Consider the following 23321-nt stretch of genomic DNA (forward strand, 5'->3'; position numbering starts at 1 on the left):
GCGGCGGACACTCATGAACAGCACGGCTTCACACGACGAGATCCTGCGCGGCGTCCTCGACCGATGGAAAGCCGCCGTCGACGCACACGAGCCCGACCGCGTCGCCGCCGAGTTCACCGCCGACGCGATCTTCCAGGGCCTGCATCCCTACACCGTCGGACGCCAGGGTGTCGCCGACTACTACGCCTCCCAACCACTGGGCATGACCGCCGCGTACCGGATCCTCGAAACCCGTCGACTCGCCGACGATGTCGTGCTCGGCTACCTGAACGTCGATTTCTCCTTCACGGACCGGCCGACGCTGACCGTGTACCTGAGCGTGCTGGTCAGGCAATCGCTCGACGGGGATCGGATCATCCACTACCAGGTGTCCCGACTCGACTGAGGCGGCCCGCGTCGACCCGATCAGCGACCGAATGAGTAGTCGCTGAAGACATCGGGTGTTTCAGAGTCTGTCTGCCAACCTTCTTGCGGCGAGCTGAACGGCTTCCCACACGGTTGCAAATGGGGGCGCGTAGGACAGATCCATGGAGGCAAGGTCGTCGACAGTCATCTGTCCCCACAGCGCTGCAGCCGCAGTGTCGATACGCTTGGCAGAATTCCGGCCTCCGACGATCTGCACACCGAGAAGTCGCCGACTCCTCCGGTCTGCAATGATCTTGGTGGCGATTGGTGACCGCTCCGGCATGTATCCGCTGGCAGTTCCCCCCACTGTGACAAGCGATTCAGGGGAGAATCCGGCAGCAATCGCCGCGTCGGAGGAGAGCCCGGCCCGTCCCACTTCCACGTGCACACTTGGATTGGTGAATCTGGTTATGGCTGTCGACAACACGCCAGCAAACTGTTGCTTGCCGCCGACGACGTTGTATCCACAGATTCTGCCCTGCTTGTTCGCATGCGTGCCTAGCGGAGCGAACGTACGGGTTCCCGTGATCCTATCGATGACCTCACAGCAATCGCCAGCGGCCCAGACATTTTCAGCCACCGATTGGTTCTCATCCGGCAGGTATCCACCAAAGTCTCCGATCGAGATGCCTGCGGCGGCTCCCAGCTCAGTGGCGGGCCGAACACCGAGCCCGAGGACAACGACGTCTGCGAGGTACGTTTCCCCATTACTCCCCGTCAGGGAGTGGACTCTTCCGTCAACGTTGCCGATGCTCACGACTGTGCACTCCGGAACAACGCGAACGCCACCTTCGACGAGGGCGCTGTGGACGCGTGCGCTCATATCCTCGTCGAGGTTACTCATCACCGAACTGCGGGTGATCAGCGTAGTCTCATACCCTCGATCGACCATGGCCTCCGCCATCTCGACGCCGATGTAGCCGGCACCCACGACCACCGCATGCCGTGTGGTCCTGGTCGATTCGGAGTCCGACGATTCCTCTGGCACCACAAGACCGAGCCATTGACGCGCATCCTCGAGGTTCTTCACGGGGAGAATGCCCGGGGTCAGATCGCCGTTGCCGTCAACCGCCCATGGCGGAATGACGGGGTGCGCTCCGGTTGCGAGCACGAGTTTGTCGAAGTCCACCGCCTCGGATACGCCTGCGCTATTTGCGTATCTGACGGTGCGCTTTTCCGTGTTGATCTCGGTCACCAGCGCATCGAGACGAAGATCTACACCCAGTTCTCGGTGGCGTTCTGGCGTGCGTGCGATCAGTTCGTCTTCGCTGGCTACCGTTCCCGAGATCAGATAGGGCATTCCGCATGCGGAGTAGGAGGTATCACTGGTTCGTTCCAACACGACTACCTCGATCGTCCGACCGTCGGCGCGTGCCGAACGGAGCGCTTGGTGTGCCGCGCTCATACCAGCGGCGTCCGCGCCGACGACGACCACGCGTTCGGTACGATTTGGGGTGATCATCACCGGACCTCCACGTTCGCGCACAGTGCCGTGACCGACGATATGGTGGTCGTTGCGAGGTGCGTCCCGCTGAGTGCGTCGATCTCGCGAATTCCGGTGGGGCTGGTTACATTCACTTCGGTGAGCCACTCTCCGATGATGTCGATTCCGACGAAATGGAGTCCGCGCCTGACGAGCTCGGGACCGATGGTTCTGCAGATTCTTCGATCGTTCTCAGTGACTGTGTCGATTTCCACGCTCGCACCCGCTGCCATATTGCAGCGGAATTCGTCTCCCTGTGCAATCCGCCGGACAGCTCCGACTGGGGTTCCTCCGAGAACGATGACACGTCGGTCCCCCGCCGTGACCGCGGGGATGAACTGCTGGACAACGACGTGTTGGGTTCCACGTTCGGTCGCGGTGTCGAGGATCGAGTGCAGATTGGGGTCGCCAGGACTGAGCAACATGATCCCGCGTCCGGCCATCCCGTCCGTTGGTTTGAGAACGGCCCTACCCCACGACTGGACCGAGTCGATGATCTCGGTGCGATCTGCAGAGATGAGCGTCGGGGGGCCGAGCTCGGGAAAACGAAGAGCGAAAAGCTTCTCGTTTGCGTCCCGCAGACCGCTGGGTGAGTTCAGCACGAGCGTTTGCGCAGGATCGACCAGGTCGAGAATGTATGTCGCCCGAAGGTAGTCGGCATTCACGGGAGGATCTGTCCTCATGAATACGGCTGCCACGGTGTCGAGATAGATCTGCTCGGGTTCGCTCGCGACGAACCAGTTCTTTCCGATCACCCAGTTGTCGCCGACAAGCACTGCAGGCTGCAGCGTGACGCCGCGGGTCTGCGCCGTTGCCCGCCCTGCAGTCACACCTAGTTCGGCGATGGTGGTCACCAGAACACGATGCCCGAGAGCCTGAGCTGCTTCCATCAACGCCACCGTGGTGTCGTGGGCGGGTGCCAGCTCACTGAGCGGATCGGTGATGAATACGAACGTCAACCGTGAACCGACTGTATCCGTATCCGCTCCTGGTTGGATGAATTGTTGCCTCATGGATCCGTCCTGTTTCTGGGCGCGTCGGCGACCGTGGGGACGATCGGTCGATGCACGGGTGTAGGGAGCTGTCGGCCCCTCCGCTTCGTGGGTCACGCTGGGTGGTTCATCGTTGCGGCGAGCCGACAGCTCTGTACGTATATGTCAGCGCTTGACCCGGAGCACCCTGAAGTTGGTGTATTCCAGGATCCCGTGGATGGACTGTTCGACACCCAATCCGGACTGCTTGACTCCGCCGAATGGGACATCCGATGTCAGCACTGGATGCTGATTGACCCATGCAGTACCGGCTTCCAGGCGATTTGCTACCTGCACTGCACGTTGTTCGTCCGCAGACCACACCGATGCGCCGAGACCGAGATCCGAGTTGTTGGCGCGCTCGACGGCGTCGTCGATGTCGGTGTAGGTCAGGATCGGCAGAACAGGTCCGAACTGTTCCTCCCTGACGAGCGGAATCGTGTCGTCGACACCGCGGACAAGGGTGACAGGGTGAAAGTACCCTGGACCGTCCGGGACTTCGCCACGGAAGTAGACATCGGCGCCGCGGTGCACCGCATCGTCGACATAGCCTCGGACTTTTTCCAGCTGCGTGCGGTTCTGGATCGGTCCCATGTCGACGCCCTCGTCGAGTCCGTTGCCGACGACGATCGTCTTGGCCACTTCGGCGAGTGCCTCCTCGATCGCGGACGCGAGGTGGGCAGGGACGTAGAGACGTTTGAGACCGGCGCATACGGCACCACAGTTGGACAGTGCCGCCCAATAAAGGTCGTCTGCCATGGCCGCGACATCCACATCGTCGAGGACGATACCCGCGTCGTTGCCGCCGAGTTCGAGCGTCAGCCTCTTCAACGTCGGACCTGCGCCGGACATGATCGATTTGCCGGCCCGCTCCGAGCCGGTGAAGGTGATCTTGTTGATCCCCGGATGAGCTGTCATTGCGCGCCCCAGGTCGTCTCCACCACTCAGAATCTGGAGAACGCCCGCGGGAAGCGCCTGATGGAGTAGTTCACCGAGCCGAAGGGTCGCTACAGGGGTCAGTGGGGAAGGCTTGAGGATTATGGTGTTTCCGGTGACAAGTGCCGGCCCGATCTTCCACAACGCCAATAGCAAGGGGTAATTCCATGCGGTGATCGCACCGACCACACCGACTGGCTCCCGGTGAATCTCGATGTACTCGTCATCGTTGTCCCGAAAGATCTCGACCGGGATGTCGGTGCTCGCGTACCGACCGAGGCCTCGAAGGCCGGAATCAATCTCGCCGGCAGCTTTGGCCAAGGGCTTTCCCTGTTCCAGCGTCACCAGCATGGCGAGTTCGTCGATGTTCGTGCGAACCAGCTCGACAACGTTCCGAACGATGTCCTGTCGCGCCGCGATGCCCAGACCGCGCCAGCTGGGAGCCGCACGCCGAGCGGCATCCACAGCAGCTTCAAGATGCTCGACACCAGCGTCAGGGACTTCAGCGAAGACTTCACCGGTCGCGGGGTTGATCACCCTGTTGACGACCGAGGTTGTCACGATCTGTCCATCGATGGTGAGACCGGGCGCCTTGTCGGCCACCGGGGCTGGGGAGTTGCTCATGCCGGGGATCCTTCGGGTCGGAACAGACGTTGGAACTGCTCTGCGTTGTAGATGTTCTTTCGCGCCGCTTCTTCGCGTGAGTCGGAAATCTTGACCTTCGCGGCCGGACGCGCCGCGATCCGATCCGACCACGTCTTCAGATTCGGATAGTCCGAGACCGTAATACCGTGCCCACCGGCGACTCTGGTCCAGGTGTACGTTGAAATGTCGGCTATCGAGTACTCGCCGGCAAGATAGTCCCGATCACGGAGCCGGTTGTCGAGAACTTTGTACAGGCGGGTGACCTCACCGACATATCGACTGCGCGCGTACGGATTGTCGATCCCGTGCTTGGGTGCGTGGGAGACGAAGTGCGCGGCCTGCCCGGCCATCGGACCGTGGTTCGCCACCTGCCAGAACAGCCAGCAGAGCGCCTCCTGGCGGCCGCGGGGATCTGCGGGCAGCAGCCTTCCGGTCTTTTCGGCAAGATACTGCAGAATCGCCCCTGTCTCGAAGATCGCGATGGGCTCACCACCGGGACCATCGTGATCTACAACCGCAGGGACCTTGCCGTTCGGGTTGATCTCGAGATACTCGGGGGCGAACTGATCCCCTTCCTTGATGTCGGTCCAGACGATCCGGTATTCGAGCGAAAGCTCTTCGAGCGCGATGAGCACTTTTCGCACGTTGGGGCTTGTGTAGTAGTAGAGATCAATCATCGAACGAGTCTCCAACAGAGTTGATTACGGATGTCAAATGTCGTACTGCTTGCGGATGCGGTCCAAGTACGACATCAGGTTCGGTCTGGTCTGCACGTACCCGGCGCCCAGCCAGTCCTGTGGTTGGTCGGCGATGTGCCGGATGATCGAGTACACAGTCGCGTCAATGGAATGCAGTTCGCTTCCAAGGAAGTAGTCGCTGTCTCCGAGGTAGTCCGAGAGAGCATCGACATCTGCTCGGAAGAAGTCGACGACCACTTCGGCACTCCGTCGTCCCATCCCCTGGCCATCGAAGCCCTCGACGACCCGGGCACGGAATGCGTCAAGGAATCCCCGCAGCTCCGGGGTCACTTCACCGCCGCCAACGATGCAGGGGATGTACGTCTCCCACCCCGAATCTTCGCGATAGCGCGGCTGGATGATGCCGCTCCAGTAGAGGTGCTCTTCGACCAATCGGCTGAACGACAGGGACAACGCCCGGTCTTTGGCACACAGACCCGCGTCGAGTTTGTCGCCGTACTTGTCCTTCAGGTAGGCGATGATCGTGTTCGAGTCGCCGACCTTGGTTCCATCGCTGTCGACGATGTACGGCAGTTTGCCGTGGGGCGAGTCCTGGTCGAGGGTCGCCAGGTCCTGCGTCTTGTGCTCGAACTCGATCCCCGTGAACGTCATATAGTTGATGATCTTGGTGACGTAGGGACTGATGTCCGGAACTCCGAAGGCCGGCGTGTATCCGTAAATGGTGATCATGTGTCTCGGCATTTCTGTCTATGAAATTACGTGCAGTACAGTCTGGAAGGACGCCCTACCACTGGAGGAAGGTTCCGTCCGAGTGCTGGAACCGGCCCGAGTTCTCGGGTGTGAGGTTGTCGATGTTCTTGATCAGCCCGGCGGCGGCCTGCTCCGGGGTGATGTAGGTGTGCTCGCCGGGGAAGTCTTTGGTCAGGTCGGTGGCGACCATGCCCGGATGGAGCATCAGCACGCTGATCCCGTTCTCGGCCAGGTCGTGGTGCAGGTTCAGTCCGGCCATGTTGGCGGCGGCCTTGGAGATCCGGTAGCTGTACATGCCACCGGAGGTGTTGTCGCCGAGCGATCCGACCCGGCTGGTGACGATGCCGACCTTCGCGCCGGGCTGCAGGAGTGAGCGCAGTGCCTCCACGGTGCGCAGCGGTCCGAGGGTGTTGATCTCGATCTGTTTGCGGACCAGGTCGTAGTCGATCGACCCCAGCTCGTCGAGCCACATGACGCCGGCGACATGGATCAGGGCGTCCAGTTCGGTACCCGTTGTGGCGAGCCGGGTGGCGAGCGCCTCGACCGATTCCTGCGATGTGACATCGACGTTCGGCTCGACGGTGATGCCGTCGGCGGTGAGATCGGCGCCGTCGAACAGGCAGGCTGCGATGACGTTGTCGCCGCGCTCGTGTAACTGGCGGACGATCGAGTGCGCGATGCCCTTGTCGGCACCGACGACCAATACTGTTGACATAGTGTTCATTCCTTTCACGCGGTGACGCCGACAACGGCGCCCTGCTCGGATCCGATAATGTTGGCGGCAGCAAGCTCGGCGATCTGTTCAGCGGTGAAACCCGATTCGGTAAGAATTTCGGTGTTGTGCTGGCCGAGAAGCGGCGCTCCGCGTGGTGCTTCCGGAACGGTGCCGAGGAACCGCGCGGGAACGCGGGCCTGCCGCACACGTCCGGCCACGGGGTGCTCTGATTCGACGATGATCTCTGCGGCCTTGACCTGCGGGTGTTCGATGACCTCGGCCCGCGTGAGAATGGGCGCGGCCGGCACATCGAAGGTGTCGAGCACACTCAGCCATTCAGCTGAAGACCTGGTCAGGAGCACTTCCTGGATCATCTCGAGTCGCTCGTTGATGTGCTTCGACCGACCCACCGGGGTGGAGAAGCGCTCGTCCTCGATCCACTCCGGGTGCCCGAGTGCCTTGCACATGCTCTGCCACTCACCGTTGCTGTTGGTGGCGACGGTGATGTACCCGTCCGCGGTCTGGTAGATCAAGTCGATGAAGCTCCCGCCCTGCGACAGCGGGACGGGCTGATCCGGGAAGGTGTAGGCGCCCATGTCCGATGCCCACAGGAACGAGAGCACCGCCTCGAGCATCGACAACCGGATGTGCTGGCCCTCCCCGGTGCGTTCGCGGGCGAACAACGCAGCCGAAAGCGCCTGTGAGGCGACAATGGCACTGAGCTTGTCGGGGAGGATCGTGCGGATCAGGCGGGGCCGTTCCTCGTCGGATCCGGCCTGGACGGTGGTCAGGCCGGTCAGAGCCTGGATCAGCGAATCGTAGACCCGCTGCCCGGAGGCCGGCCCGCGCTCGCCGAATCCGCTCATGGAGAGGTAGATCAGTTTCGAGTTGAGCGGGGCGAGGTCGTCGTATCCGATGCCGAGTCGCTCGACGACACCCGGCCGGAAGTTCTGTACGACGACGTCGGCCGTGGAGACCAGCTTCTTCAGTACCGCAACGCCTTCCGGCGTCTTCAGGTCGAGAGTCAGGGACCGCTTCGACCTGTTGACGTTGACGAACATCGCCGACATGTCGCCGGAGCGATTGGGCAGGGAACGAACGTGATCGCCCTTGCCGGGTACCTCCACTTTGATGACGTCGGCGCCCTGGTCGCCGAGGATGTCCGTGGCCCAGGGGCCCGACATCATCGAGCACAGGTCGACGATCTTGATTCCGGTCATGGGGCCGCTCATGAAGCGCACCTTTCAGTAGGGAGAAGTGATCCGGGGGTTCGCGAGGCCAACAGCCAGAACTCGTTGCTCAGTGTGGCCTGCCTCACCGAATAGTATTGAGCTTTCTTTCATGAGTCAATTGTTTGAATAAATGTTTTTTCAGTAGTGAATAGATGCATGTGCATCTATCTGCCCTGTTTTTAGCGAACCCCGTGCTCAGAGGTGCCGTGAGGTCACCCACCCGAGGTGGTAGTCAGGCCGAATTCCGATCAGCAGGTCGCATCGCAATCACACTCGGGGCCCCGGGGCAAAGCCACCAGGACGTTCAACGCCCAAGTCCGCGAACTTCGAGATGTCGGGGGCGCGACTCGTCCACCAGTCACGAACACTGCTACCGCGCAGCGCCACTCGATGCGCACCATCAACTTCGACAGCTCGAGTCTCACACATGCTCGAGAGCGTTACCCGGATTCATCGGCGTACACCAACTGGTGCACGGCCGGCGTCGAGCTCTTCGGTCTCAGCTAACCGGGACCCGGGTCCTCGAAGTGGGCGAGGAGGAGTTTGAGAAGCCTGCGAAGTTCGGTGTCATCGTCTTTGCTCACAAACGCGAGGAGTTGCGACTCGCGACCCAGGATGTCGGAGGCGACCTCGTCGATGAGTTGGACTCCCTTTTTGGTCAATTGAACGTCGACTCGACGACGGTCGTGTGGGTGAAAGCTCCGCTTGAGCAGACCACTGCGTTCGAGTTTGTCCAGGCGGTTCGAGATACCAGCCGGGGTTATCAGCGCAGCCTCGGTGAGTTGCCCTGCCGTCATCCGATACGGCTTGCCGGACCGCCGCAGCATTGCCAAGAGGTCGAGCGTCGCAGGATCGGTTCCCAGCTCTACCAGGCGTTGACTGCGTTCACGCTCCAGGTATCGCGCAATGCGCCAAATCCTCGACACGATACCCACCGAACTGACGTTGATATCCGGCCGTTCACGTACCCACGCCTGCTCGATGCGATCGACGCCATCGTCTCCGGCCACGTCCCGAATCGATGGTGCTTCGACGCCCATCCCATACCCCATTGTCACTTGAATTGATTAGCTCGGGACTATTCACTGCTAAGTAGTTTCGTCCGAAAGTTTAACGTGTACGCCCGAGACTGCCAACAGCACAGTCGCGGTCCGACCAGATGTCAACACATTTCGGCAGCATTGGGGCGTTGATCAATGCAGGCAGGCATACGGCGTCGGTATCGAATTGCCGGGCCACGTGGTGCACGTTCCCTCAATTTGGCCCGCTCGCCAATGCCACCTCGAGTGATCGAATGCCGGGATCCTGCCGCGGAATTGCGCGTTCCGTGTTCGCCGGGCCCGACTGTTGCATGGTCGGGTCTCGGTGGCCATTGCCGTCGTTGCGCCGTTTCTCAGCGTCGACGCCCTCTACACTCCACGAGTCGACGTCGTCCCGCACATTCCGGATATCGTGACCAAATACTTTGTGGGACTATACTTTACGTGGGAGTGGCACAGGAATGAACTTCGGTTGGTTCGTGTGCAGGACTTGCTTCCATGGCGTGTCTAGTTCACGATCTACCCATCGTTCCGCCGTCTGTTGAGGTGCGCTCTCGCGACACACGATTGCCTTCCCTCCAGCGTTCGCCGACATCCTGAGGATGGTCCGCGGTGAGCAAGTTAGGACAGCTGATGACTACTTCGGTGATCGTTGCCGGTGCCCGGACCCCTATGGGTCGGTTCATAGGGGCTATGCGGGATCTGTCGGGTTCCGATCTCGGTGGCGTGGCGATTCGGGGAGCCCTGGACAAATCCGGAGTCCCCGCTGCGCTGGTCGAGTACGTGATCATGGGTCAGGTGCTCACGGCAGGCGCCGGGCAGATTCCGGCCAGGCAGGCGGCGGTCGCGGCCGGCATTCCGTTGGACGTGTCGGCGCTGACCGTCAACAAGGTCTGTTTGTCGGGCATCGACGCGATCGCGTTGGCCGATCAGTTGATCCGTGCCGGGGAGTTCGAGGTGATCGTCGCGGGTGGCCGAGAATCCATGTCACAGGTTCCGCATTTGCTGGAGAACGCGCGAGCGGGTTTCAAGTACGGCGACGTGACGGTCCGCGATTCCATGGCATTCGACGGGCTGCACGACATCTTCACAGATCAGCCGATGGGGAATCGGGCCGAGATGAAGAACGAGGAGGCCGGCGTTCAGCGTGGAAGGGACGATCACTGCCGGGTCCGCGTCACAGATTTCCGATGGCGCGGCCGCGGTCGTGGTGATGAGTAAGGCCAAGGCGCAGGAACTCCGACTGCCCTGGATTGCCGAGATCGGGGCCCACGGCGTCGTTGCAGGTCCCGACTCGACCTTGCAGTCACAGCCCGCCCGGGCGATCACCAAGGCATGCGCGAGGGAAGGAATCTCTCCGGAAGAGTTGGATCTGGTGGAGATCAACGAGGCCTTCGCGGCGGTGGGAATCGCCTCGACTCGCGAACTCGGGTTGGACCCGACGCGGATCAACGTCAACGGCGGAGCAATTGCGCTGGGCCATCCCCTCGGAATGTCCGGGGCGCGGATCACCCTGCATCTGGCTCTGGAGTTGCAGCGCCGCGGCGGTGGTGTCGGAGCTGCTGCACTGTGTGGTGGAGGCGGGCAGGGCGACGCCCTGATTATCCGGGTCCCGACGAAGTGGAGACTTACCTCCCAGCGAAAGGTTCGAACTTGAATATTCAAGAGACCGCCGCAAAGGTCACCGGAGCAGCCTCCGGGCTCGGCGCCGCCACCGCCAAGCGTCTCGCCGACGCCCGAACCACCGTGTTCGGACTCGACCTGCAGCAGTCCATCGAGCGCGCCGGCGACAACGTCCCCGACGGCGTGACCCTCCTCGGCACGTTCAACGTCATGCGCCTCGCCGCCGACGCCATCGCCAAGACCGACACCGTCGACGAGCAAGCGCCTCGAAGCGGGCGTCCCCTCCCCCTCACGCCTCGGTCAGCCCGCCGAATACGCCCAACCCGCCCAACCCGCCCAGATGATCGTCGAACACGACTACCTCAACGGTGAGACCATTCGTATGGACGATGCCCTGCGCAGGGCACCTGGAGTACCGTCCCCACGGCCATCGCCGTTGTCGGGAAAGCGTGCGAACGTGTAGTCCGGAACTGGACGAAACGGCAGGATGCACGGCGCTCGCCCGGATCCCGACGATGGTGCTGTGTGGGTCAGGGGACCTGATGACGACGTATGCGCATTCGCAGGTTCGGGCCGCGCACGAAGCGTCCGCGCTCGCCGCTGTCGCGCCCACTTCCGTCGGGGCCTGAGGCGAGGACGGACTGGTACGGGGAGGACCTGGGCGCCGTTCGACGATCGACGTGCCGAACCCGTCGCACCGCGCTTCTCTGGGAGGTGGTTCGCCCGCGCCACGACCGGCGAGCCGACCGGCGAAGGCGTGGGCGTGGGCGTGGGCGATCAGGGGTAGCTTCGAGCACGCAAATCTTGTTCTGGTGTATTTTTTAGCCGTGAACTTCTTTCTCGTCGTAGACTGCATCCATGCGGCTTCGAGGATCACATGACTGCTGAGGTTACGACGACGGGTTCGGACGCGATCGGCGACGACGGTGTCGATCGGGTTGAGCAGGCATGGGCGCGTGAACGCCCGGACATTGACGTCAGTTCCGTGGGAATCGTGACCAGGATCTGGCGCATTGCACGGCATTTGGAGCGCGAACGCGTCGAACGCCTGGCCGAACTCGGCACCGACCGGGTCACGCTCGATGTGCTCGCGATGCTACGGCGTGCCGGAAAGCCGTATCGGATGACGGCCGGGCGCCTTTCCGAGGCGGCGCTGATTACTCCCGGCGGGATCTCGAACCGGCTGGACAAGCTCGAGCGCAGCGGACTGGTCAAGCGGAGCTTCCACCCGAAGGACCGTCGTCGGGTGGATGTGCAATTGACAAGGAAGGGTGTCAAGCTCGTCGACGAGGTCGTCTCCGACATCATGGATCACGAGTCGCGGCTCCTGGACATCTTGGCCGGCGACGACCAAGCGGAGCTTCGGCGGCTCCTCAAGATCCTCTTGGCTCAGTTCGAGGATCCTGCAGTGGGGCTGGAAACCGACTGAGCGAATCCTCAGGGCCTGAACCGAGCGCGGTTCGGCGCAGCACGTCCACCCGACGCTGCCGGCTGCCAGGGCCCAGGCGTGAAAGTGGACGCCAGGGTCGCACTCCCCCACTCGTACCCCTTCCAGATCGATGCTGGACCTCCGCGAGTGCGAGATGGGACCGAGATGCCGCGCGGGCGGCGTTGAACGAGGTCGCGCCCAAGGGGTGAATCGCGGTCCGGCCCCCTGTGGATCAGGCCGTCGAATGCGGCGGGCGCCAAGCGGGCATAGTCGGTCACCTGGCCGCGAGCAGGTAGTTCTCGGCGATTCGGTCGTCGAGTGCGGGAGTCCGGACGGGGTGGACCCCTGCCGGGTCTCCATGGTGCCCGAGCTGCACTCGCCGGTAAGTCAGCAGGCATCGGTCACGGTGCCGCCACGACCACATCGTCGAGCCGTGGGAACGCGTCCGTTTCGATGTCCCCGTGCACGTGTGCGGGGGCCAGTCCGTGCTTGGTGTATCGATCGATGTAGGTCGAAACGGTTCCCGCGGCGGACGAGTGGGTCGGGTGCCGGCGTAGGTGCAGCTCGACCACGCCGAGCAGGAGCTGTGCGGCGTCCCGGAGTACCGGGTCGTTGAGTCCGTCACGTGCGGCCGTCACCCAGAGGTCCTGCGTATCCGGGAGCAGGTCGACCAGTTCCGCGGCAATTCGGTCTTCCATTGCGGTCGAGGCGACGAGGACCGCGGCGGAGCGGCAATCCGGCTCCAAGGCATCGATCATTCGGAACTCGAGCCAGCCGCGAGGCCGGATCGGCGGAAACAGTGTCGTCAGGTGGTAGCGCAGATCATCCTCGGTCGGCCAGCCTGCCGGGTGCCCTGTTGTCATCCAATCGGCGAAGGTCAACCCCGGCGAAACGCTCGTGCCCAGATCACCGCCGCGAATGAAGAACACGTCTGCCGCGAGAGCGTAGTGCGCCCAATCTGTTCCGGGTTGATCACTCACGGGGACCGGTGCCGTTCGCCCGGGGTCGATCCCATTCCAGATCGCTTGCCGTACCGATTGCCAGCGCTGCCCGTCGGGGCCGATCCCGGGAGAATTCGCGAAGGCCGCGACCAGGATCGGGCCCATCTTGTTCGCCAGTGCCCAGCGCAGGTTCCGGCCGTCGGGATGGTGGCTGATGTTGATCTGGACCGATGCAGTGTTCGTCATCATCCAGGTCCCTTCCCGGCCGCGGTGCGCATAGAAACTCTCCATTGCCCGATACCTCGGGAGGTCGAGGATCCGGTGCGGGGGACGGCGGTCGTCCACGGCGAGGTCGGTCGGAATCAGCCCATGTGCTCGTAGCCGATGGTGGAGAATCACGGCGTCTTCGTTGATGGCGTGTAGCGTGGCCGGCCCCGATTCGAGCGGCGGACCCGACAGTTCGACCTGCCCGCCCGGCTCGATCGTGATCCGACTGCTGTTCGGCAGTGGGCGGTTCATGATCGGCAGGAAGTCGGCGGGTTCCGGGCGTAAGAGACTGCCTCGCTTGTGCACTGGCCATTCGATCTCGACGCCGACGAGGTCGGCCCCACCGGGTTCGAATGCTTCGCGGGCGACGGCGTATGCCCTCTGGATCGTCAGCGTAGGGCGAGAACTAGTCATGCCACCTGGTCCTTTCGTCGTCGATACTATAGCCGGAAAACATTTCACGTCGGAACAATTGACGAGCAAGAGATATCTCAATACTATGGAGTGAAGCAAGTCACAACAAGCCTCGATCGTGTCTCGTGACACTCTCCGAAGCACTCTTCAACCAGGCGAAAGGTGCGCTTCATGAGCGGCCCCATGACCGGAATCAAGATCGTCGACCTGTGCTCGATGATGTCGGGCCCCTGGGCCACGGACATCCTCGGCGACCAGGGCGCCGACGTCATCAAAGTGGAGGTACCCGGCAAGGGCGATCACGTTCGTTCCCTGCCCAATCGCTCCGGCGACATGTCGGCGATGTTCGTCAACGTCAACAGGTCGAAGCGGTCCCTGACTCTCGACCTGAAGACGCCGGAAGGCGTTGCGGTACTGAAGAAGCTGGTCTCCACCGCTGACGTCGTCGTGCAGAATTTCCGGCCGGGTGTCGTCGAGCGACTCGGCATCGGATACGACGATCTCGCCCCGCTCAACTCGAAACTGATCTACCTCTCCATGAGCGGATTCGGCGAGCGCGGGCCGGCCTCCGGGCAGCGGGTCTACGATTCGCTGATCCAGGCTCTGACCGGCCTGACCACCGTCCAGGCCGGATCCGACGAGGAACGGCCCCGCCTGATCCGCACGATCCTCCCCGACAAGCTGACCGCAGTCGTTGCCGCGCAGGCACTTTCGGCTGCGTTGTTCGCCCGCGAACGCACCGGGGAGGGCCAGCACATCCGGTTGTCGATGCTCGAGGCGGTGCTCTCGTTCCTGTGGGCATCGGACATGGGCGCCTACACCTTCCCGGATCAGCCCGTCCCGCTGTCGCAGGGCGGCAGCTTCATCGACTTGATCTACCAGACCGCGGACGGGTACATCACCGTCGCCACCAACAGCAACGGTGAGTGGCAGAGCATGTGCAAGGCACTCGGGCACCCGGAGTGGATCGAGGACGAGCGCTTCTCCACCCCGGTGGGTCGGTCGAAGCACATCAACGAGCGTCTGGAACTCATCCAATCTGCGCTGCTCGACAAGAACTCTGCCGAGTGGTTGGCGCTGCTCGACGAGTTCGACGTACCGGCCGCGCCCATCCTCACGCGGGCCGAGGTTATCGAACACCCGCAGGTTAAGGCCGCCGAGATCATCGTCGAATCAGAGCACCCCGCTGCCGGGCGCGTGCGGCAGGCGCGGGTGGCGGCCCGGTTCCTCGGCACCGTTCCGGACGCCCCCAAGGGCGCCCCGCTACTCGGCCAGCACAACACCGAAATCCTCGCAGAAATCGGCTACAGCACCGACGACATCGCCTCGCTCGCTGCACAGAACATCATCGGAACCGAGCAGGACGCCACTGCCGGCGTCCTAGCCTGAAAGGAAGTGCTGGACAGTGTCCACAGTATTGGTCGTCGGCGCCGACAAGGGCATCGCGCACTCGATCGTCCGCCAGTTACACGAGCGCGGCGACAACGTCATCGCAGCCTGCCTGTTCGACGGCGCCGATCTCACCGCCGACGGCATCACCGTCGAGCCGAACGTCGATGTCACATCGCAGGAATCGGTCGAGGCGCTCGCCACCCGGCTCGCCACAACGGGTACCGAACTGGACGCCCTGATCCATGTCGCCGGCGTCATGTGGCTCGACGAGCTGGGGTCGATCGACTACGACCTGGTCCGCAAACAGATCGAGATCAACACCCTCGGACCGCTGCGCACCGTGGAGGCACTGCGCTCACTCCTGCAGCCCGGCGCGAAGGTCGGCATCGTCACCAGCCGGGTCGGATCGCTCGGCGACAACACCTCCGGTGGCATGTACAGCTACCGGATCTCCAAGGCCGCCGCCAACATGGCCGGACTGAACCTGCACCACGACCTGGCCGAGAACGGGATCAGCGTGCTGATGCTCCATCCGGGCATGGTCGCCACCGACCTGACCAAAGACTTCCCCGGCGAGCACACCTACATCACCCCGGAGCAGGCCGCCGCCGGGCTGATCAAGAACATCGACAACCTCACACCCGAGAACTCGGGCCGGTTCCAGCACTCGGACGGAACATTCCTCCAGTGGTGAGCAACCGATCGAACCCTGTATGCCACTGAATCTCCATCCCATCGAACAGAAGGACGACACACACGATGATCACCGTCTACGGATATGTTCCCGCCTGGGGGATCCCGGACATCAGCCCGTACGTCACGAAGGTAGTGAACTACCTGCAGTTCGCGGGTGTCGAATTCGAGCACAAGACGCAGGACCTGGCGACCCTCGACCAGGACTCGCCCCACGGCAAGCTTCCGTACATCGTCGACAGCGATGGAACCAAGGTCGGCGACTCGAACACGATCATCGCCTACCTGAAGGACAAGTACGGCGACAAACTCGACGCGGACCTGAGCAAGCAAGAGCTTGCCTTGGCTCTCGCCTTCAACCGGTTGATCGAGGAGCACCTGTACTGGAGCGGCATCATTCAGCCGCGCTGGCGTGAGGACACCGGTTGGGAAACCTACATCCCGTACATCGTTCAAGGCGCCGAGGTGACGCCGGAGATGCGCGAAGGCCTGGACGCGTTCCGGGGCCGGATCCTCGAAGAGTTCAACGGACAGGGCATGGGCCGGCGGAGTGCGGAGGTCGTCGTCGAGTTCTTCCGGGCAGACGTCGATGCCCTGTCCGACTTTCTCGGCGACAAGGCCTTCTTCCTCGGCGACAAGCTGCATTCGATCGACGCTTCGGTGTACTCGACGCTGCGGCACATCGCCGACCAGCCGCAGCAGTGGCTCGGATCCGGTTACGTCCAGTCCAAGCAGAACCTCGTGGACTACATGGACCGCATCCGCAAGCAGTATGACATCTGACCCTCCGTAATCGATTCCGTTGGAGCATCGTTCGATGATTGATCTCTACTACTACACAAGCCCCAACGTGCGGAAAGTGCTCATCGCGCTGGAGGAGTTGGGACTGGATTACCAGATCGTCTGGACCGACATCAGTGAGGGCGACCAGTTCGAATCGGAGTACGTCGAGATCAATCCGAACAGCAAAGTGCCGGCCATCGTGGACCACGATGGCCCCGGTGGCCGACGCTTGGCGATATTCGAATCCGGTGCCATCCTGCTCTATCTGGCGGAGAAGACCGGTCGCCTCCTCCCCGGGGATCCGATCGCCCGCCAAGAAGTGCTGTGCTGGCTGTTCTGGCAAGTGGCCAACCAGGGGCCGATGGCAGGGCAGGCCGCCCACTTCGTCTCGCATGCCCCGAAGCAGGGCATCGACAACCCGTACGCCCGAAACCGGTATGCGGGCGAGGTGGCCCGCCTCTACCGCGTCATGGATGACCGGCTTCGTGACCGCGAGTACCTCGCCGGCGAGTACTCCATCGCGGATATTGCGACCTTCCCGTGGACTCGGGTGGCCGCTGGACACGGGGTCGATGTCGCCGACTACCCCAACGTCAAAGCGTGGGCCGACCGCATTTCTGCCCGACCTGCCGCCAAGGCCCGGATCTCCGACCCGCGCGAGGAGAAGGCCCGACACCACGTCTACACCCCGGAACAGTTCAGGACCCTCTTCCGCCCGGAAGGAAGTCAATCATGAGTATCACCGCAGATTCCCTGTCCAACATCACCCCACCTGGGCTGACCATCGACGGACAGATCACAACCACCACAGCCGTGATCCCCGTGATCAACCCCGCCACCGAGTCGGTCTTCATCGAGGTTCCGGACGCCGGAGTCGAGCACCTCGACGCCGCGGTCGCTGCAGCTCGGAGAGCCGCCAAGCACTGGGCTACGCACGACCTCCCCTTCAGGCAAGGCATCGTCCTTCGCCTGGTCGACCACGTGCGCGCCAACATCGACGAACTGGCCCGTCTGGTGACCCTCGAACAGGGGAAACCGTTGGCGAAGGCCGCCGGCGAGATCGAGTCGGGTCTGCGCGGTCTCGAGCGGTATGCCAGCTGGGCCATTCCCGTCGAGGTCATCCGCAACAACGACGACGAGCTGATCGAGGTGCACCGCGCACCGGTCGGGGTCGTCGGGGGCATCACCGCCTGGAACTATCCTCTCCTGCTGGCGTTGTGGAAGATCGGTCCCGCCCTGATCACCGGCAACCCGATCATCCTCAAACCCTCTCCCCTGACCCCGGTGGCCACCTTGCGCCTGGGTGAGCTCGCGCAACAGATCCTCCCCCCGGGTGTGCTGCAGGTGCTCAGTGGCGGCGACGATCTCGGCCGGGCGATGACTGCTCACCCCGGGATCGACAAGATCACCTTCACCGGGTCCGAACGCGCCGGGAAGTCGATCATGGCGGGCGCCGGCGCAACCCTCAAGCGGCTGACCCTCGAACTCGGTGGCAACGATCCCGGCATAGTCCTAGACGACGTCGACGTGGCGTCGATCGCGGCGGATCTGTACTGGGGCGCCCTGTCGAACTGTGGACAGGTCTGCGCGGGCCTCAAGCGCCTCTACGTGCCCCAGCACCTCGCCCCCGTGATCGAAGAAGCTCTGGCCGAGGTTGCCAACGGGGTGAAGGTGGGCAACGGGCTCGACGACGGGGTCGACATGGGCCCGGTCCAGAATGCCGCCCAGTTCGCCAAGGTGCGCGGGTATGTCGATGATGCGGCCAACCGCGGCGCCGACGTCTATTTCCGCGGCGAGGTGCCCGAGGGCCCCGGCTACTTCCACCCGGTCACCTTGGTGCGCGGGGTCGACGACTCCGTGCCCCTGGTTCGCGAGGAACAGTTCGGCCCGGTCCTGCCGATCCTGACCTACACCGACCTCGACGATGTCATCGCGCGCGCCAACGACTCCGAACTCGCACTCGGCGCCTCGGTGTGGTCCTCCGACGAACGGCGAGCAATCGAGGTCGCCGAACGAGTCGAAGCGGGCACGGTCTGGGTGAACCAGCACCCGATGCTCTCCTCCGATGTGCCCTTCGGCGGCGTCAAGCAGTCCGGCCTGGGAGTCGAGCAGTCCATCCACGGCGTCCTCGAATACACCAACTACCGAGTGCTGCGGGTCAAGCGATGACCGCGGCACCGAACAATCCAGAAGACCACCGCCCATACCGCCACAATGGAAGGCGCACAATATGTTACTGAACCGGGACGATTGGTACGACATCTCGCGAGACCTCGACTGGGAACTGAGCTATGTCGATCCGGCGGTGGCGTTCCCGACGAGTTGGAGCGGCGCGGGGGACGTACCGAAGGAGGCCTGGGACAAGTGGGACGAACCGTTCCGGGTCTCGTACCGCGACTATGTCCGAATCCAGCGTGAGAAGGAGTCAGGCGTCAAGGCTGTCAGCAGCGCCCTGGTGCGTTCCGGCACCTACGAGAAGCTCGATCCCGCGCACGTCGCCGCGTCGCATCTGCACATGGGCACCACCTGCATGGTCGAGCACATGGCAGTGACCATGCAGAGCCGATTCTGCCGGTTCGCGCCGACCCCGCGCTGGCGCAATCTCGGGGTCTTCGGGATGCTCGACGAGACCCGCCACGCCCAGCTCGATCTGCGCTTCTCCCACGATCTGCTCAAGCAGGATCCGCGTTTCGATTGGTCGCAGAAGGCGTTCCACACCAAGGAGTGGGGTGTCCTGGCGGTGAAAAACTTCTTCGACGATGCGATGCTCAACGCCGACTGCGTCGAAGCCGCGCTGGCGACGAGCCTGACCGTCGAACACGGATTCACCAACGTCCAGTTCGTCGCATTGGCCGCCGACGCCATGGCTGCCGGCGACATCAACTGGTCGAACCTGTTGTCCTCCATCCAAACCGACGAGGCACGACACGCCCAGCAGGGCTTCCCCACCCTGTCCATCATGATGGAGCACGACCCCGCCCGCGCACAGAAGGCACTCGATGTCGCCTTCTGGCGGTCCACCCGCCTGTTCCAGACGTTGACCGGACCGGCGATGGATTACTACACGCCCCTCGATCAGCGCAAGATGAGCTTCAAGGAGTTCATGCTCGAGTGGATCGTCAACCACCACGAACGGATCCTCGAGGACTACGGACTGAAGAAGCCCTGGTACTGGGACCAGTTCCTGTACTCGCTCGAGAACGGCCATCACGCCATGCACCTGGGAACCTGGTTCTGGCGCCCGACACTGTTCTGGAAGCCGAATGCCGGCGTCTCGAAGGACGAACGGGAATGGCTGCGCGAGAAGTACCCCACCTGGGAGGAGAACTGGGGTGTGATGTGGGACGAGATCATCAAGAACGTCAACGATGATCGGATCGAGGACACCCTGCCGGACACATTGCCGGCGCTGTGCAACCTCACCCAGCTCCCGTTGGGATCGGCGTTCTCCCGGCACGATCTCGCCGACCACAGCCTGACCTACAAGGGTCGGCTCTACCACTTCGATTCGGAGATTTCCAAGTGGTGCTTCGAGCAGGACCCCGAGCGCTACGCCGGCCACCAGAACTTCATCGATCGATTCATCGACGGCCAGATTCTCCCGGCCGACCTCGCCGGTGGGCTGCTCTACATGGGCCTGACCCCGGACGTGATGGGAGACGACGTGTACGACTACGCCTGGGCGAAGGACTATCTCCCGTCACAGGCCACACCGGTGGAGGAATCCGTTGAACGCGAACCGATCTCGATCTGATCTCGGACTTCACTCGATCGGCAAGGAGAACTGATATGGCACCCTTCCCCATCACCGGCCGTTTCGTCGGCGATTTCGTCCCACACCTCGTGGCCGTGGACACCGACGACACCTGGGATCAGATCGCCCGCAAGGTCGCGGTGCACTCGGTGGGCCGGCGGGTCCCGAAACCCGAGGTGAGCCCCGGATACGACGTGCTGGTGGACGGCACCGTGATGACTTCCGACGCCACCCTCGGCGAACTGCTCGGCACCCGCACGGTCCCACCGCTGCAATGGGTCGACGTTCGCTTCCGAGAGCAGGTGGGTTCCAATGGTTGACGAGACCGGCAACGACTTCGTCGACCTGCTCGCCGAGGACGAACTGTGGGACGACGAGATGGAATCGTTCGACGTCGGAGACGACGAAGTGCTCTTGGTGAAGGTGAACGGTGAGGTCCGCGCGTACGACGGAATCTGCCCGCACCAGAGCATCTCCCTGGTCGAGGGGGAATTCGAGAACGGCGTCGTCACCTGCCGCGCACACGAGTGGCAGTTCGACGCGCTGACCGGTGCCGGGGTCAATCCCCGGGACACCTGTCTGCACAAGCACGACGTCCGAATCGTGGACGGTGTCATTCAAGTTCGCCTCAAGTCGCCGGTCCAGGCGAATCACTGACCGTAGGAGTTCACACTCATGACCATTGTCGACATGGATGCCTCAGACGAGTCGTCCCCCGACCTTGTGGGTCCGGTCATCCGGGCCGGCAACCTTGCGGAGGCGGTGATCGATGCGATCGAAGAGGACAACCCAGGGCAGGATGTGCTGGTACTCGACCGCGAGGACTACGTCCGCATCCACACACGCGGAGCGTGCCGCCTGACGCAGTCGAGCTTGGAAAAGCACTTCGGCCAGAGTTATCAGTTGGCCGCGCTCGAGATCGACATGCCCTCGTTCAAGGGGCGCCTCAAGACTCGCACCGATGAATACGTCTGGTTCTTCGAGAACTCGGGACAGGAGAAGTCATGACCAGCAAGACACCGCGGTCCCGTTCGCGCGGGCTCAAGACGTGGAGTGCGTTCGGCAACCTCGGGCGACGGCCCACCGAGTACGAAGTGCTCACGCACAACATGAACCACACCACCGGACCCGTGCCACTCGAAATGGGACCCGACGTTCACGGAAACGTGTGGCTGCGCGAGCACCGCGACTCGATGAAGTTGACAGTCGCCGACTGGGACAGCTTCAGAGATCCCGATACCGTCACCTACGGCAGTTATGTTGCCGACCAGGACGATCAGGAGACGTACGTCGAGGGATTGATCGCCCAGTTCGACGGCGACGGCTCCGACGAGACGCTCTCGGATGAGGCACTGACCCTGCTCGTGCGGGCCCTGACCCCGACGCGGTACGTCGCGCACAGCCAGCAGATGCTGTCCGCCTACGTTCAGCAGCTCGCAATCAGCAGCTATGTCGCCAACTGTGCCGCTTTCCAGACCGCGGACCAGCTCCGCCGGGTGCAGCTCACCGCGTACCGCACGACCCAGCTGCAGTTGACGCATCCCGAACGCGGATTCGGTACCGCGGAGAAGGAATTCTGGACCGAGCGCCCCGATTGGCAGCCCATTCGGGCCGCATTCGAATGGGCCCTGGTGGAATTCGATTGGGACCGAGCATTCGTCGCCACAAATCTGGTGACCAAGGCGATTGCCGATCAGCTCTTCCTCGTCCAGCTCCGGCGCCAAACCGCTCGTGTGGGAGTGCGATTGGACTCGCTGATTCTGGAGAATCTCTGGCGTGACAGCCTGCGTAGTCAGCGTTGGTCGGTAGCGCTGGTCGAATTCCTCGTCGCGGCTGACCCCGGCAATCTGGATGTGCTTCAAGGTCATGTGAGCGAATGGTCCGCACGCGGGAACGAGATGATCGAGGCCGGCGCCCGGATCGTCGCGTCACCGAGTGGAGCGTCCGCGGACGAGATTGCCGCCGCTGTCCGCCAGGACTGGCACTCGTTCCTCGACTCCGTCGGTCTGCGGGCCGGAACCGATTGAGATCTGAGACCATGACTGTCACAGTGAACTTCACTGGGTACGAGGGACCGGTGACGTGCGGGCCCGAAGAGACACTTCTTCGGGCCGGCCTCCGGGCCGGACTGGCCCTGCCCTACGAATGCGCCAGCGGTGGATGCGGCAGTTGCCGCGCACAACTCGTGGACGGGGAGGTGAAGACCCTCTGGCCCGACGCCGCCGGGCTCTCCGAACGTGATCGCCGCCGCGGCAATCGGATCCTGATGTGCCAATCTGTTCCCACTGCCGACTGCACAGTCAAGGCACCGATACTCGACGGACCGACGGTGAGCCGAGAGGCAGTGCCCGAGCGTGTGACATCTCGACTCCTGGGCCGGGTAGAGCTGACCCCCGACACCGCTCTCTTCACCCTCGACTTCAGGTCACCCATCGACTTCCTGCCAGGGCAGTTCATGCTCCTGGAATCACCGGACGGGGTTCGGCGGGCCTACTCGATGGCGCACCCGGCCGACGGTGCCGGCTCCACCACCGTGGAATTCATCATCCGCGCCAAGCCCGGCGGCGCCGCATCGAGTTGGCTCTTCGACAAAGTCCAGGTGGGCGATGAAATCCTGGTCGAAGGACCCTATGGGCGTGCATACGCACAACCGGGGTCCGAGCGTCCGGCGGTGTGTATCGCGGGCGGCACCGGGCTGGCACCGATCCTCGCGATCACCGAGGAACTTCTCGTCGAGAACCGGGGACGGCGGGTGGATCTGTACATCGGTGCACGTATGGCCGGGGACATCGTTCTCCTCGATCGGCTCGCCCGCTTGAACGAATTGGGTGCCCGTGTGGCCGTCTCGGTCGAGGATCCCGACTTCGCCGGCACCGAGCCCGCGGGATGGGCCGTGTTCGACGATTCCCGGGTGGGCCGGGTGATCGACCACGTTGCCGACGACTGGACCGATCTCAGTGATCACGATATCTATCTCGCCGGCCCTGCCGGAATGGTCGACGCGGCATTGCGAGCGCTGGTGCGCGAGCGCGGGGCCTCCGCGGACCGACTGTTCTTCGACCGTTTCATCGCCTGAACGCAGCACCCCTC

General features: G+C 63.0%; 22 protein-coding genes and 2 pseudogenes. 15 read left to right on the top strand and 9 right to left on the bottom strand.

Annotation, left to right across the window (positions count from 1 at the left end):
* Positions 1–13 precede the first annotated feature (13 nt).
* Complete coding sequence (locus OYT95_RS00805) at positions 14–385, top strand: YybH family protein (protein WP_268790630.1); 372 nt, start codon at positions 14–16, stop codon at positions 383–385.
* A gap of 60 nt (positions 386–445) precedes the next feature.
* Here OYT95_RS00805 and OYT95_RS00810 read toward each other — a convergent pair whose 3' ends face one another.
* The 8 genes from OYT95_RS00810 to OYT95_RS00845 all read right to left on the bottom strand — a co-directional run bounded on the left by OYT95_RS00810 (position 446) and on the right by OYT95_RS00845 (position 8935).
* A complete protein-coding gene (locus OYT95_RS00810) occupies positions 446–1867 on the bottom strand; it encodes an FAD-dependent oxidoreductase (RefSeq protein ID WP_268792320.1) in 1422 nt (473 codons plus the stop codon).
* Positions 1867–2901 carry a glutathione synthase gene (gene gshB, locus OYT95_RS00815; protein WP_268790631.1) on the bottom strand — a complete coding sequence of 345 codons (1035 nt, stop codon included), beginning with the start codon at positions 2899–2901 and terminating at the stop codon, positions 1867–1869. Before gshB ends, OYT95_RS00810 begins: the two co-directional genes overlap by 1 nt.
* Positions 2902–3045: 144 nt before the next feature.
* Positions 3046–4479, bottom strand: coding sequence for a non-phosphorylative glyceraldehyde 3-phosphate dehydrogenase TadD (gene tadD, locus OYT95_RS00820; RefSeq protein WP_268792321.1), 1434 nt, complete (start codon positions 4477–4479; stop codon positions 3046–3048).
* On the bottom strand, positions 4476–5192 hold the full coding sequence (locus tag OYT95_RS00825) for a glutathione S-transferase family protein (protein ID WP_268790632.1): 717 nt from the start codon (positions 5190–5192) through the stop codon (positions 4476–4478). Before OYT95_RS00825 ends, tadD (OYT95_RS00820) begins: the two co-directional genes overlap by 4 nt.
* Positions 5193–5210: 18 nt before the next feature.
* On the bottom strand, positions 5211–5927 hold the full coding sequence (gene isoI / locus OYT95_RS00830) for an iIsoprene-epoxide--glutathione S-transferase (protein ID WP_268790633.1): 717 nt from the start codon (positions 5925–5927) through the stop codon (positions 5211–5213).
* Positions 5928–5982: 55 nt separating this feature from the next.
* Positions 5983–6663 carry a 1-hydroxy-2-glutathionyl-2-methyl-3-butene dehydrogenase gene (gene isoH / locus OYT95_RS00835; protein WP_268790634.1) on the bottom strand — a complete coding sequence of 227 codons (681 nt, stop codon included), beginning with the start codon at positions 6661–6663 and terminating at the stop codon, positions 5983–5985.
* A 14-nt stretch (positions 6664–6677) separates the two neighbouring features.
* Positions 6678–7895 (bottom strand): CaiB/BaiF CoA transferase family protein, encoded by a 1218-nt coding sequence (locus tag OYT95_RS00840; RefSeq protein WP_268790635.1) that lies wholly within the window; start codon positions 7893–7895, stop codon positions 6678–6680.
* A 503-nt stretch (positions 7896–8398) separates the two neighbouring features.
* Entirely contained in the window at positions 8399–8935 is a 537-nt protein-coding gene (locus OYT95_RS00845; RefSeq protein WP_268790636.1) for a MarR family winged helix-turn-helix transcriptional regulator, read from the bottom strand.
* 633 nt (positions 8936–9568) lie between these two features.
* Here OYT95_RS00845 and OYT95_RS00850 point away from each other — a divergent pair.
* The 3 genes and pseudogenes from OYT95_RS00850 to OYT95_RS00860 all read left to right on the top strand — a co-directional run bounded on the left by OYT95_RS00850 (position 9569) and on the right by OYT95_RS00860 (position 11987).
* Positions 9569–10592: pseudogene (locus OYT95_RS00850) on the top strand (acetyl-CoA C-acyltransferase).
* Positions 10589–11021: pseudogene (locus OYT95_RS00855) on the top strand (hypothetical protein). Before OYT95_RS00850 ends, OYT95_RS00855 begins: the two co-directional pseudogenes overlap by 4 nt.
* Positions 11022–11543: 522 nt before the next feature.
* A complete protein-coding gene (locus OYT95_RS00860; protein WP_268790637.1) occupies positions 11544–11987 on the top strand; it encodes a MarR family winged helix-turn-helix transcriptional regulator in 444 nt (147 codons plus the stop codon).
* A 401-nt stretch (positions 11988–12388) separates the two neighbouring features.
* Here the strand turns inward: OYT95_RS00860 and OYT95_RS00865 are convergent, their stop codons facing one another.
* Positions 12389–13609, bottom strand: coding sequence for a glutamate-cysteine ligase family protein (locus OYT95_RS00865; protein ID WP_255221819.1), 1221 nt, complete (start codon positions 13607–13609; stop codon positions 12389–12391).
* A gap of 171 nt (positions 13610–13780) precedes the next feature.
* Here OYT95_RS00865 and OYT95_RS00870 point away from each other — a divergent pair, with 171 nt between their 5' ends.
* The 11 genes from OYT95_RS00870 (at position 13781) to isoF (ending at position 23307) form a co-directional block, all read left to right on the top strand.
* A complete protein-coding gene (locus tag OYT95_RS00870; RefSeq protein ID WP_268790638.1) occupies positions 13781–14998 on the top strand; it encodes a CaiB/BaiF CoA transferase family protein in 1218 nt (405 codons plus the stop codon).
* A gap of 16 nt (positions 14999–15014) precedes the next feature.
* The gene (isoH, locus tag OYT95_RS00875) at positions 15015–15695 is read left to right on the top strand and encodes a 1-hydroxy-2-glutathionyl-2-methyl-3-butene dehydrogenase (RefSeq protein ID WP_268790634.1); all 681 of its coding nucleotides are present in this window, start codon (positions 15015–15017) and stop codon (positions 15693–15695) included.
* Positions 15696–15760: 65 nt separating this feature from the next.
* A complete protein-coding gene (gene isoI / locus OYT95_RS00880) occupies positions 15761–16477 on the top strand; it encodes an iIsoprene-epoxide--glutathione S-transferase (RefSeq protein WP_037239197.1) in 717 nt (238 codons plus the stop codon).
* Positions 16478–16511: 34 nt separating this feature from the next.
* On the top strand, positions 16512–17213 hold the full coding sequence (locus OYT95_RS00885; protein ID WP_037239200.1) for a glutathione S-transferase family protein: 702 nt from the start codon (positions 16512–16514) through the stop codon (positions 17211–17213).
* 77 nt (positions 17214–17290) lie between these two features.
* Positions 17291–18646 carry a non-phosphorylative glyceraldehyde 3-phosphate dehydrogenase TadD gene (gene tadD, locus OYT95_RS00890; RefSeq protein ID WP_268792322.1) on the top strand — a complete coding sequence of 452 codons (1356 nt, stop codon included), beginning with the start codon at positions 17291–17293 and terminating at the stop codon, positions 18644–18646.
* A gap of 61 nt (positions 18647–18707) precedes the next feature.
* On the top strand, positions 18708–20231 hold the full coding sequence (gene isoA, locus OYT95_RS00895; RefSeq protein ID WP_037239206.1) for an isoprene monooxygenase oxygenase subunit alpha: 1524 nt from the start codon (positions 18708–18710) through the stop codon (positions 20229–20231).
* A 35-nt stretch (positions 20232–20266) separates the two neighbouring features.
* Positions 20267–20551: an isoprene monooxygenase oxygenase subunit gamma gene (gene isoB, locus OYT95_RS00900; RefSeq protein ID WP_037239209.1), complete on the top strand. Its 285-nt coding sequence runs from the start codon at positions 20267–20269 to the stop codon at positions 20549–20551.
* Positions 20544–20888, top strand: a complete 345-nt coding sequence (isoC, locus tag OYT95_RS00905) for an isoprene monooxygenase ferredoxin (protein ID WP_268790639.1) — start codon at positions 20544–20546, stop codon at positions 20886–20888. The genes isoB and isoC overlap by 8 nt, the downstream gene beginning before the upstream one ends.
* Before the next feature lie 18 nt (positions 20889–20906).
* Complete coding sequence (gene isoD, locus OYT95_RS00910) at positions 20907–21239, top strand: isoprene monooxygenase effector protein (protein ID WP_052033556.1); 333 nt, start codon at positions 20907–20909, stop codon at positions 21237–21239.
* Entirely contained in the window at positions 21236–22258 is a 1023-nt protein-coding gene (gene isoE, locus OYT95_RS00915) for an isoprene monooxygenase oxygenase subunit beta (protein WP_037239215.1), read from the top strand. The genes isoD and isoE overlap by 4 nt, the downstream gene beginning before the upstream one ends.
* Before the next feature lie 11 nt (positions 22259–22269).
* Positions 22270–23307, top strand: coding sequence for an isoprene monooxygenase reductase (gene isoF / locus OYT95_RS00920; protein WP_268790640.1), 1038 nt, complete (start codon positions 22270–22272; stop codon positions 23305–23307).
* Positions 23308–23321 lie beyond the last annotated feature (14 nt).

This window comes from Rhodococcus sp. JS3073 (assembly GCF_026810085.1).
In the GTDB taxonomy this organism is placed as follows: Bacteria; Actinomycetota; Actinomycetes; order Mycobacteriales; family Mycobacteriaceae; genus Rhodococcus_F; species Rhodococcus_F wratislaviensis.

Coding starts and splice junctions, on each gene's coding strand:
- OYT95_RS00805 (WP_268790630.1), top strand. CDS start 14: ATGAACAGCACGGCTTCACACGACGAGATCCTGCGCGGCGTCCTCGAC.
- OYT95_RS00810 (WP_268792320.1), bottom strand. CDS start 1,867: ATGATCACCCCAAATCGTACCGAACGCGTGGTCGTCGTCGGCGCGGAC.
- gshB (WP_268790631.1), bottom strand. CDS start 2,901: ATGAGGCAACAATTCATCCAACCAGGAGCGGATACGGATACAGTCGGT.
- tadD (WP_268792321.1), bottom strand. CDS start 4,479: ATGAGCAACTCCCCAGCCCCGGTGGCCGACAAGGCGCCCGGTCTCACC.
- isoI (WP_268790633.1), bottom strand. CDS start 5,927: ATGATCACCATTTACGGATACACGCCGGCCTTCGGAGTTCCGGACATC.
- isoH (WP_268790634.1), bottom strand. CDS start 6,663: ATGTCAACAGTATTGGTCGTCGGTGCCGACAAGGGCATCGCGCACTCG.
- OYT95_RS00840 (WP_268790635.1), bottom strand. CDS start 7,895: ATGAGCGGCCCCATGACCGGAATCAAGATCGTCGACCTGTGCTCGATG.
- OYT95_RS00845 (WP_268790636.1), bottom strand. CDS start 8,935: ATGGGCGTCGAAGCACCATCGATTCGGGACGTGGCCGGAGACGATGGC.
- OYT95_RS00865 (WP_255221819.1), bottom strand. CDS start 13,609: ATGACTAGTTCTCGCCCTACGCTGACGATCCAGAGGGCATACGCCGTC.
- OYT95_RS00870 (WP_268790638.1), top strand. CDS start 13,781: ATGAGCGGCCCCATGACCGGAATCAAGATCGTCGACCTGTGCTCGATG.
- isoI (WP_037239197.1), top strand. CDS start 15,761: ATGATCACCGTCTACGGATATGTTCCCGCCTGGGGGATCCCGGACATC.
- OYT95_RS00885 (WP_037239200.1), top strand. CDS start 16,512: ATGATTGATCTCTACTACTACACAAGCCCCAACGTGCGGAAAGTGCTC.
- isoA (WP_037239206.1), top strand. CDS start 18,708: ATGTTACTGAACCGGGACGATTGGTACGACATCTCGCGAGACCTCGAC.
- isoB (WP_037239209.1), top strand. CDS start 20,267: ATGGCACCCTTCCCCATCACCGGCCGTTTCGTCGGCGATTTCGTCCCA.
- isoC (WP_268790639.1), top strand. CDS start 20,544: ATGGTTGACGAGACCGGCAACGACTTCGTCGACCTGCTCGCCGAGGAC.
- isoD (WP_052033556.1), top strand. CDS start 20,907: ATGACCATTGTCGACATGGATGCCTCAGACGAGTCGTCCCCCGACCTT.
- isoE (WP_037239215.1), top strand. CDS start 21,236: ATGACCAGCAAGACACCGCGGTCCCGTTCGCGCGGGCTCAAGACGTGG.
- isoF (WP_268790640.1), top strand. CDS start 22,270: ATGACTGTCACAGTGAACTTCACTGGGTACGAGGGACCGGTGACGTGC.